We start from the raw sequence: 12,256 nt of genomic DNA on the forward strand, positions 1-12,256 counted from the left end.
AATCAGGCGACCATCTCTTCCTTGCGCAGGGTCAGAATCTCGTAACCGTCAGCGGTTACCAGAACTGTATGTTCCCATTGTGCGGACAGGCGTCGGTCAGTGGTTTCAACGGTCCAGCCGTCGCGCTTGTTAAGTTTTACGTGGCGCTTGCCGGCGTTGATCATCGGTTCGATGGTGAAAATCATGCCTTCCTTGAGTTCGTCGCCGGTGCCCGCTTTGCCGTAGTGAAGTACCTGTGGGTCTTCATGGAACTCAGCGCCGATGCCGTGGCCGCAGTACTCACGGACCACTGAGTAATGATTGCTCTCGGCGTGCTTCTGGATCACTTCGCCAATATCACCCAGGTGTGCGCCAGGACGAACCAGTTCGATGCCTTTCTGCATGCATTCGCGCGTGATTTCACAGAGACGTTGGGCATGTGGGGCAACATCGCCCACGTAGAACATCTTGCTGGTGTCGCCATGGTATCCATCCTTGATCACGGTGATATCAATATTGATGATGTCGCCATTCTTGAGTTTTTTATCATTGGGGATGCCGTGACAAACCACCTGATTTACAGAGGTGCAGATCGACTTGGGGAAGCCGTGGTAGTTGAGCGGGGCAGGAATGGCCTGCTGCTTGTTGACGATGTGTTCGTGGCAGATTTGGTTCAGTTCATCGGTTGTCACGCCCGGCTTTACATATGGCTCAATCATTTCGAGAACTTCCGCTGCCAGTCGGCAGGCGGTACGCATCTTTTCAATCTCTTCCGGGGTCTTGATTTTGATAGTCATAAATACTCGGTCTTGGCGCTTGAAGGGATGCCCGTGGCTGTAGGGCGAGAAGCCGGGCGTGAACTGGCGTCTATTGTAGCGAACAAGACGCGTTCAGCCAAAGGGCGCTTCAAAAAGTGTATCGGCTATGGTATAAATCGCGCTCCCGAAAGGGATGCTCAGGCATCGATCGGGGCTTTTAAATACATCAACTGAAAACACACACATATCGTCACATGCGTTCAGGGTGCCGCCAAGCGGTTGGGCGATGGGATATGTGGAGGTTATAACCCGTTAGAGGAAATACCACAATGGCTAAAGTTTCAATGCGCGATCTGCTGAAGGCAGGTGTTCACTTCGGTCACCAGACCCGTTACTGGAACCCGAAGATGTCCAAGTTCATCTTTGGTGCGCGTAACAAGATCCATATCATTAACCTGGAGCACACCCTGCCGGCGCTGAACAACGCCCTGGATGTGGTTCAGAATATGGCCAGCAACAAGAACAAGATCATGTTTGTCGGCACCAAGCGTGCAGCGGCTAAGGTGATCAAAGAGGAAGCCGCGCGTGCCGGTATGCCTTACGTTAACCACCGCTGGCTCGGTGGCATGCTGACCAACTACAAGACCATTCGTCAGTCAATCCGTCGCCTGCGTGAGCTGGAAGCCCAGTCTCAGGACGGTACCTTTGACAAGCTGACCAAGAAAGAAGCGCTGATGCGTAGCCGTGAAATGGATAAGCTTGAGCTTTCCATCGGTGGTATCAAGGAAATGGGCGGTCTGCCTGACGCGCTGTTCGTGATCGACGTTGACCACGAGCGTATTGCCATCAACGAAGCTAACAAGCTGGGTATCCCGGTTATTGGCGTGGTTGATACCAACAGCAACCCGGATGGCATCGATCATGTTATCCCGGGTAACGACGATGCTCTGCGTGCCATCCAGATTTACGTCAAGTCAGTTGCCGATGCCTGCATCGAAGGCGCTGCTGCCAATGCTGGCAAAGGCGAGTTCGTTGAAGTCGACGCTGAAGAAGCTGCTCAGTAATAGAGTTGACAACTGACGCGTGTAAACGTGTCTGGATGTGCAAAGGGGGGCCTGGCTCCCCTTTTTTGAATTTGAATTGAAGCGATTAATAAAGAGGAACGCGACATGGCGAATATCTCTGCAGCGATGGTCAAGGAACTGCGCGAACGTACCGGCCTGGGCATGATGGAATGCAAAAAGGCACTGGTTGAATCGGAAGGCGACATCGAAAAGGCGATCGACGATCTGCGCAAGTCCTCCGGTATGAAAGCGGCTAAAAAGGCCGGTCGTACTGCAGCTGATGGTGTAGTAGCGGTCAAGGTTGCTGATGACAACAGCTATGCGATTGCGGTTGAAGTCAACTCTGAAACCGACTTTGTTGCGCGTGACGACAATTTCCTGGGCTTTGTTAACACCGTGCTGGAAAAGGCCTTTACTGCCAAGGAAACAGACGTGGCTGCGCTGATGTCAGGTGAGCTGGAGTCTGCACGTGAAGCGCTGGTACAGAAAATCGGTGAAAACATCAGCGTGCGCCGTCTGATGCTGGTTGAAGGCGACAAGGTTGATGCCTACGTGCACAGCACTAACCGTCTGGCTGCCATCGTGGCACTGAATGGCGGTAACGCTGATGTGGCACGCGATATTGCGATGCACGTAACCGCAGTCAACCCGCGTGTTGCACGTCCGGAAGATATGCCGGAAGAAGAGCTGGTTCGTGAGAAAGAGATCATCATGGCACAGCCGGATATGGAAGGTAAGCCGCAGGAAATCAAGGAAAAGATGGCTGGTGGTCGTATCAAGAAATTCCTGGCTGAAAACAGCTTGGTTGAGCAGCCGTTCGTCAAGAATCCTGAGCAGACCGTAGGTCAGGTAGCCAAGGCTGCCGGTGCTGAAGTTGTATCCTTCGTTCGCGTTGCCGTTGGCGAAGGTATCGAGGTCGAGCACAAGGACTTCGCTGCTGAGGTTGCAGAACAGCTGAAAAAGTAAACAGCTGCTGCGCTTTCCGGCTGGGTGTAGCTCTTATGCCCAGCCGCATGCTTTCCTGCTACACTTTACGCCATTTCGTCCGCGCGGAGACAGATCATGCCTGCCAAAGATAAACAATCCAGATACAAACGACTGCTGCTGAAGCTCAGCGGCGAAGCGCTGATGGGAGAAGAGAACTTCGGGATCGATCCCAAGGTGCTCAACCGCATGGCGCTGGAAATCGGTCAGCTGGTAGGTATAGGTGTTCAGGTTGGAATGGTAATTGGTGGTGGCAACCTGTTCCGTGGCGCTGCGCTGAGTGCGGCAGGCCTGGATCGAGTTACCGGTGATCACATGGGTATGTTGGCAACAGTGATGAATGCGCTGGCCATGCGTGATGCGCTTGAGCGCTGCAATATTGCAACCCGTGTTATGTCCGCCATTCCAATGAGCGGTGTGGTTGATCAGTATGATCGCCGTAACGCAATGCGCTACCTGAATCAGGGCGATGTGGTAATCTTTGCAGCCGGTACCGGCAATCCCTTCTTTACAACCGATTCTGCTGCCTGCCTGCGAGGCATCGAAATTGAAGCGGACGTGGTCCTGAAAGCGACCAAGGTTGATGGTGTGTACACGGCAGATCCGATGAAAGATCCGGATGCGCGCAGGTATACCCGTTTGAGTTTCGATGAAGTGCTGGAAAAGCAGCTTGGGGTGATGGATATGACCGCCATCTGCCTGACGCGGGACCATGATATGCCGGTGCGGGTGTTTAATATGAACAAGCCCGGTGCGCTGGTGAATCTGGTGTTCGGTGGCGATGAAGGTACCCTGATTGATAGCGGCTCTGTTGCTGGAGAAAACGATGATTAATGAAATTGTTCAAGATGCTGAAGCGCGCATGAAAAAAAGCGCTGAGGCGCTGGTTGAAAACTTCAAGAAAATCCGTACCGGGCGTGCCCATCCGAGCATTCTCGACAGCATTACGGTGTCCTACTACGGCTCGGATGTGCCGATTCAGCAGGTTGCCAACGTTTCGGTAGAAGATGCCCGTACCCTGACCATTATTCCCTGGGAAAAAAAGGTCGTCAGCGATATCGAAAGAGCGATTCACAAGTCTGATCTGGGCTTGAATCCGAGCACCAACGGAGATGTGATTCGCGTGCCCATGCCCGCACTGACCGAAGAGACCCGTAAGGGCTATATTCGCCAGGCACGCACCGAAGCGGAAAACGCCCGCGTTGCCATCCGTAATATCCGTCGCGATGCCAACGGTGATCTGAAAGATCTGCTGAAAGAAAAAGAGATCACTGAAGATGACAGCCGTCGTGGCGAAGATCAGGTGCAGAAGCTGACCGACAAGTATGTGGCCGAGGTGGATAGCCTGCTGGCACAAAAAGAATCGGACCTGATGGAAATCTGAACCAACGGAGCGGGGTACGCCCCGCCGCGGATCTGCATGGCTGTTGAGCACCAATTGACGATACCTCCGGGGCGCTCACTGCCCCGTCACATCGCCATCATTATGGATGGCAATAACCGTTGGGCCAAAGAGCGGCGACTGCCGGGATTGGCAGGGCACAAGGCTGGTGTGGACAGTGTGCGTGCTGTCATTGAGTGCTGTGCCGAACAGGGTGTGGAAGCGCTGACGCTGTTTGCGTTCAGTAGCGAGAACTGGAAGCGGCCTGCCGTTGAGGTCAGTGGGTTGATGCAGCTCTTCATGCTTGCGCTCAAAAATGAGGTGCGCAAGCTGGCCCGTCACAATATCCGACTGCGGGTTATCGGTGATCTTTCGCGCTTCAGTCCGGAACTGCAGGCCCTGATTCGCAAGGCTGAAGCCGAAACCGCTTCCAATACTGGGCTTGCGCTCAATATTGCCGCCAATTACGGTGGTCGTTGGGATATTGTATCGGCCGCCCGTTCTCTGGCACAGCGCTGTCTTGAGGGGGCGTTGTCACCTGAGCAGATCGATGAGGAATTGTTTACTCGTCAGCTTTCATTGGCAGAGTTGCCGCCGCCGGACCTGTGCATACGCACCGGTGGAGAGCAGCGCATCAGTAATTTCCTGATCTGGCAGCTGGCCTACACTGAACTCTATTTTACCGACTGCTTCTGGCCTGACTTTGATAAGCGGGAGATGCTGGCGGCGCTGCAGTCCTATCTCACTCGTGAGCGTCGTTTTGGTAGAACCAGTGAGCAGGTGGGGGCTGATAATCAGTGTTGAAACAGCGTGTTTTGACGGCGCTGGTGCTGGCTCCTCTGGCATTGGCGGCTGTTTTTCTGTTACCGCAGGCGGCCTTTGAAATCGTGCTGGCTGTGGTTTTCCTGTATGGCAGCTGGGAATGGGGCAACCTGTGTCGGCTGTCTCTGTTTTCTCGGTTTGTTTATCTTGCCTTGCATGCCGTGGTACTGACTGTTGTGGCATTCGTTCCGGGCAGTCAGTCGGTGGCTATCGTGCTTGCCCTGCTGTTTTGGTCGGTAGCGCTGCTGTTGGTGAAAGGATATCCGGCAACGGCAGGCTACAGCCGAGTACCGTTCAGGTTGATGATGGGATTGCTGGTGCTGGTGCCGGCCTGGTACGCCATTTCTGCTCTGCGTGCGGGTGAAAACGGCCTGACGCTGCTGCTGATGCTTCTTGTTCTGGTGTGGGGGGCTGATATTGGAGCCTACGTGGCTGGCAAGACCTGGGGGCGTCGCAAATTGCTGCCCGCAGTCAGTCCAGGCAAAACCCTTGAGGGAGCTGCTGGAGGTCTTGTGGCTTGTGTCCTGACGGGTTTTGGCTTTGCCGTTTGGCTGGAACTAAGCCTGATTGCATCGGTCACTCTGATGTTGCTGTCATTGTTGACGGGTATGGTGTCAGTGCTGGGTGATCTACTGGAAAGCATGCTCAAGCGTGAGCGCGGCATCAAGGACAGCGGTCAGCTTCTGCCGGGGCATGGCGGTGTGCTTGATCGTATCGACAGCCTGACGGCCGCGGCACCCGTATTTTTTGCGGGTCTTTATTTTGTGACAGGGGTCTGAAAACGACATCATGAGCTTGCTGCAGACGATTCTGGCTACTCTTGTGACACTTGGGTTGTTGGTCACCATACATGAATGGGGGCATTTCTGGGTGGCGCGCCGCTGTGGTGTCAAGGTGCTGAGATTCTCGGTCGGCTTCGGCAAGCCCCTCTGGATGCGTGTGGGGCGTGACGGCACTGAGTACACCATTGCAGCCATTCCTCTGGGCGGATATGTCCGCATGCTGGATGAGCGCGAAGGGGATGTTCCAGAGTCATTGCGTGCTCAGGCCTTCAATAACAAACCTGTACTACAGCGCATCGCCATTGTCGCAGCCGGGCCGCTGGTTAACTTGTTGTTTGCGGTCCTTGCCTACTGGTTTTTGTTTATTTACGGAGTTTCATCGGTCGTACCGGTGGTGGGTGATGTACGTCCAGACTCACCAGCCGCTTCCGCAAATGTGGAGTCCGGTTATGAGGTACTGGAGGTTGATGGCAATAGCGTTCGCTCATGGAGTGAGGTGAACCTCAGGCTGGCGGCGCGGGTGGGTGAAACCGGTCGTGTTGAGTTGATGCTGGGCGAGCCTGCACGTGGCTATGCTCGAAGCTATTCGGTGCCAATAGAGCGCTGGGATGTTGATCTTGAGCGCGAGTCACCGGTCACCGCTCTTGGGCTTATGCCGTGGCAACCGGAAATACCGGCCGTGATCGGCTTGCTGACTGAAGACGGTCGTGCCGGGGCTGCCGGCATTCAGGTCGGGGACCGTGTGCTGAAAGTTGACGGTGAGCCGGTGGCGGACTGGATCGAGCTTGTGCACAAGGTTCAGGCAGCGCCTGAGCAGCCGCTTGAACTCATGCTTGAGCGCGAAAGGCGTATCGTCACGTTGACTGTGGTACCTGCCACCCGGGCACTGCCTGATGGACGATCGCAAGGCTATATCGGTGCTGGCGTGTCTCCTGTTGAATATCCCGAGTCAATGCAGCGCACCCTGAGTTATGGTCCAATTGAGGCACTTGTGGCGGGTGTCGAAAAAACGGGCCAAATGATCGGTCTGACTCTGGATGCCATCGGCAAGATGATTGCTGGGGTGATCTCGGTAAAAAACTTGAGTGGTCCGATAACCATTGCTAAAGTGGCGGGGACTTCGGCTGCGTCAGGTCTGGAGTCGTTTGTCAGTTTTCTGGCCTATCTGAGTATCAGTCTCGGCGTGCTCAATTTGTTGCCGATACCTATGCTTGATGGTGGACACCTGCTCTATTACGCGGTCGAGCTGATTCGAGGGCGACCGGTCAGTGAGCGGGTTCAGATGCTGGGTCTGAGAATCGGCATGGTGTTGCTGTTCAGCTTGATGGCACTGGCGATACTCAATGATCTGGCACGGCTGTTCTGATCTGCGCCAGTTTTTCCTATCAGTCGATAACCTAACGTAAGAAGTAGTGCATGAAACGCAAACTGGGTCTGTTTTTCGTATCGATGCTATGGATGGTGCAGGCGCAGGCGGCTGCATTCCCCTTCGAAGTGAACGATATTCGTCTGGAAGGGTTGCAAAGGGTTGAGCCCGGCATCGTATTCCGTAATTTTCCTGTTACAGCCGGTGATGAGCTGACACGCTCCCAGTTGTCGGATGCGGTCAAGGCATTGTTTCGGTCGGGCTACTTTGCAGATGTGCAGGTCGAGCGTGATGGTGGTGTGCTGGTTGTACGCCTGCAGGAGCGGCCATCTGTTGCGCTGATTAATATTGATGGCAATAAGGTCATTAAAAAAGAGGATCTCCTGAACGGCCTTAAGCAATCAGGGCTGCAGGAGGGCGACGTGTTCCGTCGCGCTGCGCTGGATCAGATCAGCCAGGATCTGTTGCGTGTGTATACTTCTCAGGGGCGCTACGGTGCCGATATTCAAACCGAGGTTGAGCCTCTTTCAGGCAACCGGGTACAGTTGAATATCAATATTCGCGAAGGCCAGGTTGCCTCGATTCAGCATATCAACATAGTGGGTAATACAGTTTTCAGTGATGAAGAACTGACTGACCTGTTCTCATTAAAGTTGCCCAACTTCTGGTCCTTCTACAAAAAAGATGATCGCTATGCCCGGGAAAAACTGACCGGCGACCTTGAGCGTTTGCGTTCCTGGTATCTGGATCGCGGCTATATCAACTTTGAGATCGATTCGGCACAGGTTTCCATTACACCGGACAAGAAGCACGTCTATATCAGTGTTGCCATCACCGAAGGTGAGCAGTACTCAGTGCGTGATGTGAGTGTGGCCGGCGAAATGGTGGTACCTCAGGATGTGATGCTGGGTGAGCTGAGTGTTAAGTCGGGAGAGGTTTTTTCTCGCAAGGATATGACTCAAAGCCAGGAGCGTCTGGTTCGCCTGCTTGGTGATGAGGGCTACATGTTTGCCAATGTAAGCCCCGTGCCGGAGCTGCATGAAGACAACACCGTATCCATTCGTTACTTTATTGAGCCCGGCAAGCGTACCTATGTTCGTCGTATCGCGATCAAGGGCAATACCCGCACGGCGGATGAGGTTATCCGGCGGGAGCTGGAGCAGATGGAAGCCGGTATCGCCTCTACTCGGGATATCGAGCGCTCTCGTACCCGTTTGGACAAGACCGGTTACTTCAAGACCGTCAATGTTGAAACGCGTCCGGTGCCCGGTACGGATGACCAGGTTGATATTGAGTACAGTGTCGAAGAGCAGCAGTCGGGTCAGTTCTCGGCCAGTATCGGCTTCTCTCAGAATGACGGCATCATTATTGATCTCGGCGTGCAGCAGGACAATTTCCTGGGCAGTGGCAAGAAAATCGGCTTCAACGTTTCCAACAGTTCGACTCGTACCGAGTACAGCTTCAACTACCTGGATCCCTATTATACGTTGGATGGGGTGAGCCGCGGCTTTAACGTTTACTACCGTGAGCGCGACTACGAAGAAGACGATATCAGCTCCTATACGGCGGATGAAGCGGGAGGTGGTATTACCTTTGGCTATCCCATCGATGATTTCCAGCGTTTGAGCTTCAGCGGTGATCTCGAATTCATCCAGCTCAACACTTACCCCCAGACCGCAACTGAGGTTAAGGACTTCATTGACGATGAGGGTGACTCCTTCTTTAACTGGAAGCTGACCGCTGGCTGGAGTGATAACCGTCTTAACCGTGGCTTTTTCCCAAGCCGCGGCTATTCTCAGGGTGCCAGCTTCGAGGTGGCCGTGCCGGGCAGCGATTTGACCTATTTTCGTGCCAACTACAACAACCGTTTTTACAAACCGCTGGATGAGGATGAGACCTGGATCTTCGCTCTGCGCGGGCGTGCTGGCTATGGCGACAGTTGGGGAGATAACCAGTATCCGTTCTTCAAAAATTTCTATGCCGGCGGTCTTAAAAGCGTGCGAGGCTATTCCAACAACTCGCTGGGTCCACAGGATTCCAATGAAGATCCCTTTGGCGGCAACCTGATGCTCGCCGGCAGTGCCGAGTTTATTTTCCCGATGCCATTCCTGGACGATAAGAGTGCCTGGCGCAGTCTGGTATTCATGGATGCCGGTAACGTCTACTCTACCGGCAGTGGTGCGGATGTGGACTTGGGTGACCTGCGTTATTCTGTCGGTGTGGGCGTCAGCTGGCTGACGCCAATTGGTCCTCTGTCCGTGTCACTGGGCATGCCACTGAATGACAAGGAAAATGACGATACCGAAGTGTTCCAGTTTGCACTCGGTCAGACTTTCTAAGGAGATATCATGAAGTTTGCTGCACAACTGTTTACTGCTGTCTTATTGGCGTTCAGTAGCCATGCCATGGCCGAGAAAGTGGCTGTACTGGGTGTGGAAGAAGCCTTGCTTAGCTCCAATGCCGCAAAAAACTTCCGCGAAGAGCTGAAAAAGGAATTCGCGGATGACGAGAAGCAGCTTGTCGCACTCGAGAAACAGGCCCGCGAACTAAGAGAAAAACTGCAGAAAAACGCAGGCCTTGCCTCTGAAGACGATATCAAGCAGATGCGGATGCAGTTCCAAAAGGCATTTGCCGAGTACCAGCGTCGTGGCCAGGAATTGCAGCAGAAGCGTGGAGAGCGCGAGCAGGCATTTATTGCCGAGATGCGCCCGCGCCTGGATAAAGCGATTCGAGAACTGATAGAAGGCGAGAATTTTGAAGTGGTGATCTCCAAGCAGGCGACTGTTTACAGTGCCAATAGTGTAGATCTCACGCCAAGAGTTATCGAATTGCTGAACAAGTAATACGCACCTATGGTATCGACTGCCCGCTATACTCTGGGAGATCTTGCGCAGCGATTGGGCGCAACGCTGCAGGGTGGGGACCCCAAAGCGGGCATTGTGACTCTGGCAACCCTGAATTCGGCTGGCCCAGGTGAGCTGTCGTTCTTTGCCAATCCCCGCTACCTGAGGCAATTACAGCACACTTCCGCCGAGGCTGTGCTGGTGCGGCCCGAGCAGGTCGGCCACTGCCCGGTAGCCGCGCTGATCGTTGATGATCCCTATTTTACCTTTGCCAAGGCCAGTCAGTTGTTTGACTGGCGCTCTCCAGTATCCCCGGGTGTTGACAGTACTGCCGTTATTGCTGACTCGGCCCGACTGGCCTCCGGTGTGGAAATTGGTCCCTACGTGGTGATTGGCGAGAATGTGGAGATTGCATCCGGTGTCAGTGTGGGTGCTGGTACAGTGATCGGACGCGACTGTCAGATTGGGACGGGTTGTCGGCTTGAGGCGCATGTCACGCTTTATCCCAACGTGACCCTGGGTGAGCAGGTTCTGATTCACAGTGGAGCCGTTCTGGGCAGTGATGGTTTCGGTTTTGCGCGCAACCAGCAGGGCTGGGAGAAAATTTGCCAGCTTGGCGGAGTGGTGATTGGTGATAGAGTCGAAATCGGTGCAGGTGTCACGATTGATCGTGGTGCGCTGGATGACACCCGGATTGAAGCGGGTGTGAAGCTCGATAATCAGATCCAGATAGCCCACAACGTGATTGTTGGTCGGGATAGCGCCATTGCAGGCTGTACCGCCGTAGCCGGAAGCACTAAAATTGGCGAGCGCTGTACCATCGCCGGAATGACCGGTATCACCGGTCATCTTGAAATTGCTGATGACACCCATGTGACTGCCATGTCATTGGTCAGCAAGTCCATTACCCGGCCGGGGGCCTACTCCTCTGGTACAGGGCTTGAACCGCATCAGCAGTGGAAGCGCAATGTGGTCCGTTTCCGTCAGCTGGATGATCTGGCACGACGTGTGCGCAGAATCGAACAGGCTGTCGAACAAATTTCTACTGAAGGTCAAAATAATGATGGACGTTAAAGAGATCCGGAAATACCTGCCCCACCGTTACCCCTTTCTGCTGGTGGACCGGGTCTTGGCTCTTGAGCCAGGTGAGTCAATCACCGCTATCAAGAATGTAACAGTAAACGAGCCCTTCTTTAACGGCCACTTTCCCGATCATCCGGTGATGCCGGGTGTACTGATTGTGGAAGCGATGGCGCAGGCCGCCGGTATTCTGGGTTTCAAGACCATGAACAAGGGGCCGGAAGACGGGTCGATCTATTACTTCGTCGGTGCCGATAACCTGCGCTTTAAGCGCCCGGTGGTGCCAGGGGACCAGCTGCAGCTGGAAGCGAAGGTGGTTTCCGAGCGTCGCGGTATCTGGAAGTTCGATGTGCGCGCCAGCGTCGATGGCGAAACCGTCAGCAGCGCCACCATTCTTTGTGCAGACAGAAAGGTGTGACATTGATTCACCCGCAAGCCATTGTCGACCCATCGGCCCGTCTGGCCAGTGATGTTGAAGTCGGCCCCTGGACATTGATTGGTCCGGATGTGGAGATTGGTGCCGGCACGCGCATCGCCTCACATGTGGTGATCAAGGGGCCAACCCGTATTGGTGAAGGCAACCGGATTTTCCAGTTCTCGACTGTGGGTGAGGACTGCCAGGACAAAAAATACCGGGGTGAGCCAACTCGGCTGGAGATTGGTGATCACAACGTGATACGTGAAGGTGTCACGATCCACCGAGGTACAATTCAGGATGCGGGTATTACCCGCATCGGCAGCCACAACCTGTTGATGGCCTATGCCCATGTAGCCCATGACTGCATCGTGGGTGATCACGTGATTCTGGCCAATAATGCGGCATTGGCCGGGCATGTGCACGTGGGTGACCATGCCATTTTGGGCGGCTTCACGGCTGTGCATCAGTTTTGTCATATAGGTCCGCATGTAATGTGCGGTGCCGGGACGGTAGTGCTTAAGGATATACCGGCCTATGTAATGGCCAGTGGCAACAGTGCGCGTCCCCACGGAATCAACCTTGAAGGACTGCGCAGGCGTGGTTTCTCAACCGAGGCGCTGGCCATTTTGCGGCGCGCCTACAAGGCAATCTATCGTCAGGGGCTGACTGTTGATCAGGCGCTTGAGACGCTTGAAGCCATGGCATCTGAAGAACCTTCAGTACGTGCTCTGATCGATTCGCTGCAGACGTCCAGTCGCGGCATTATCCGCTGAGGTTAT

At 54.3% G+C, this 12,256-nt stretch carries 13 protein-coding genes; 12 read left to right on the top strand and 1 reads right to left on the bottom strand.

Going from position 1 to position 12,256, the window contains the following annotated elements:
• Positions 1-2: 2 nt before the first annotated feature.
• Positions 3-776, bottom strand: a complete 774-nt coding sequence (gene map, locus ABIE61_RS03375) for a type I methionyl aminopeptidase (RefSeq protein WP_206836356.1) — start codon at positions 774-776, stop codon at positions 3-5.
• A gap of 290 nt (positions 777-1,066) precedes the next feature.
• Here map and rpsB point away from each other — a divergent pair, with 290 nt between their 5' ends.
• The 12 genes from rpsB to lpxA all read left to right on the top strand — a co-directional run bounded on the left by rpsB (position 1,067) and on the right by lpxA (position 12,250).
• Positions 1,067-1,801 (top strand): 30S ribosomal protein S2, encoded by a 735-nt coding sequence (rpsB, locus tag ABIE61_RS03380; RefSeq protein WP_091826875.1) that lies wholly within the window; start codon positions 1,067-1,069, stop codon positions 1,799-1,801.
• A gap of 105 nt (positions 1,802-1,906) precedes the next feature.
• A complete protein-coding gene (tsf, locus tag ABIE61_RS03385; RefSeq protein ID WP_206836354.1) occupies positions 1,907-2,767 on the top strand; it encodes a translation elongation factor Ts in 861 nt (286 codons plus the stop codon).
• A gap of 96 nt (positions 2,768-2,863) precedes the next feature.
• Complete coding sequence (gene pyrH / locus ABIE61_RS03390) at positions 2,864-3,619, top strand: UMP kinase (RefSeq protein WP_091826877.1); 756 nt, start codon at positions 2,864-2,866, stop codon at positions 3,617-3,619.
• Positions 3,612-4,169 carry a ribosome recycling factor gene (frr, locus tag ABIE61_RS03395; protein WP_091826878.1) on the top strand — a complete coding sequence of 186 codons (558 nt, stop codon included), beginning with the start codon at positions 3,612-3,614 and terminating at the stop codon, positions 4,167-4,169. Before pyrH ends, frr begins: the two co-directional genes overlap by 8 nt.
• A gap of 36 nt (positions 4,170-4,205) precedes the next feature.
• The gene (uppS, locus tag ABIE61_RS03400; RefSeq protein WP_091826879.1) at positions 4,206-4,970 is read left to right on the top strand and encodes a polyprenyl diphosphate synthase; all 765 of its coding nucleotides are present in this window, start codon (positions 4,206-4,208) and stop codon (positions 4,968-4,970) included.
• On the top strand, positions 4,964-5,767 hold the full coding sequence (locus ABIE61_RS03405) for a phosphatidate cytidylyltransferase (RefSeq protein ID WP_354406744.1): 804 nt from the start codon (positions 4,964-4,966) through the stop codon (positions 5,765-5,767). The genes uppS and ABIE61_RS03405 overlap by 7 nt, the downstream gene beginning before the upstream one ends.
• A gap of 10 nt (positions 5,768-5,777) precedes the next feature.
• Positions 5,778-7,136, top strand: coding sequence for a sigma E protease regulator RseP (gene rseP, locus ABIE61_RS03410; protein WP_354406746.1), 1,359 nt, complete (start codon positions 5,778-5,780; stop codon positions 7,134-7,136).
• Positions 7,137-7,186: 50 nt separating this feature from the next.
• Positions 7,187-9,475, top strand: a complete 2,289-nt coding sequence (gene bamA / locus ABIE61_RS03415) for an outer membrane protein assembly factor BamA (protein ID WP_354406749.1) — start codon at positions 7,187-7,189, stop codon at positions 9,473-9,475.
• Positions 9,476-9,484: 9 nt separating this feature from the next.
• Positions 9,485-9,979 (top strand): OmpH/Skp family outer membrane protein, encoded by a 495-nt coding sequence (locus ABIE61_RS03420; RefSeq protein WP_354406752.1) that lies wholly within the window; start codon positions 9,485-9,487, stop codon positions 9,977-9,979.
• Between the two features lie 9 nt (positions 9,980-9,988).
• On the top strand, positions 9,989-11,053 hold the full coding sequence (gene lpxD / locus ABIE61_RS03425) for a UDP-3-O-(3-hydroxymyristoyl)glucosamine N-acyltransferase (RefSeq protein WP_091826884.1): 1,065 nt from the start codon (positions 9,989-9,991) through the stop codon (positions 11,051-11,053).
• Complete coding sequence (fabZ, locus tag ABIE61_RS03430) at positions 11,040-11,477, top strand: 3-hydroxyacyl-ACP dehydratase FabZ (RefSeq protein ID WP_091826885.1); 438 nt, start codon at positions 11,040-11,042, stop codon at positions 11,475-11,477. The genes lpxD and fabZ overlap by 14 nt, the downstream gene beginning before the upstream one ends.
• A 2-nt stretch (positions 11,478-11,479) precedes the next feature.
• Positions 11,480-12,250 carry an acyl-ACP--UDP-N-acetylglucosamine O-acyltransferase gene (gene lpxA / locus ABIE61_RS03435; RefSeq protein WP_175527647.1) on the top strand — a complete coding sequence of 257 codons (771 nt, stop codon included), beginning with the start codon at positions 11,480-11,482 and terminating at the stop codon, positions 12,248-12,250.
• Positions 12,251-12,256: the final 6 nt, after the last annotated feature.

Origin of the sequence: Marinobacterium sp. MBR-111 (assembly GCF_040547585.1) — a bacterium.
GTDB classification, from domain to species: Bacteria; Pseudomonadota; Gammaproteobacteria; order Pseudomonadales; family Balneatricaceae; genus Marinobacterium; species Marinobacterium iners.

What these genes read in the sequence shown, in the direction of transcription:
- map (WP_206836356.1), bottom strand. Translation starts at nt 776, where the DNA reads ATGACTATCAAAATCAAGACCCCGGAAGAGATTGAAAAGATGCGTACC.
- rpsB (WP_091826875.1), top strand. Translation starts at nt 1,067, where the DNA reads ATGGCTAAAGTTTCAATGCGCGATCTGCTGAAGGCAGGTGTTCACTTC.
- tsf (WP_206836354.1), top strand. Translation starts at nt 1,907, where the DNA reads ATGGCGAATATCTCTGCAGCGATGGTCAAGGAACTGCGCGAACGTACC.
- pyrH (WP_091826877.1), top strand. Translation starts at nt 2,864, where the DNA reads ATGCCTGCCAAAGATAAACAATCCAGATACAAACGACTGCTGCTGAAG.
- frr (WP_091826878.1), top strand. Translation starts at nt 3,612, where the DNA reads ATGATTAATGAAATTGTTCAAGATGCTGAAGCGCGCATGAAAAAAAGC.
- uppS (WP_091826879.1), top strand. Translation starts at nt 4,206, where the DNA reads ATGGCTGTTGAGCACCAATTGACGATACCTCCGGGGCGCTCACTGCCC.
- rseP (WP_354406746.1), top strand. Translation starts at nt 5,778, where the DNA reads ATGAGCTTGCTGCAGACGATTCTGGCTACTCTTGTGACACTTGGGTTG.
- bamA (WP_354406749.1), top strand. Translation starts at nt 7,187, where the DNA reads ATGAAACGCAAACTGGGTCTGTTTTTCGTATCGATGCTATGGATGGTG.
- ABIE61_RS03420 (WP_354406752.1), top strand. Translation starts at nt 9,485, where the DNA reads ATGAAGTTTGCTGCACAACTGTTTACTGCTGTCTTATTGGCGTTCAGT.
- lpxD (WP_091826884.1), top strand. Translation starts at nt 9,989, where the DNA reads ATGGTATCGACTGCCCGCTATACTCTGGGAGATCTTGCGCAGCGATTG.
- fabZ (WP_091826885.1), top strand. Translation starts at nt 11,040, where the DNA reads ATGATGGACGTTAAAGAGATCCGGAAATACCTGCCCCACCGTTACCCC.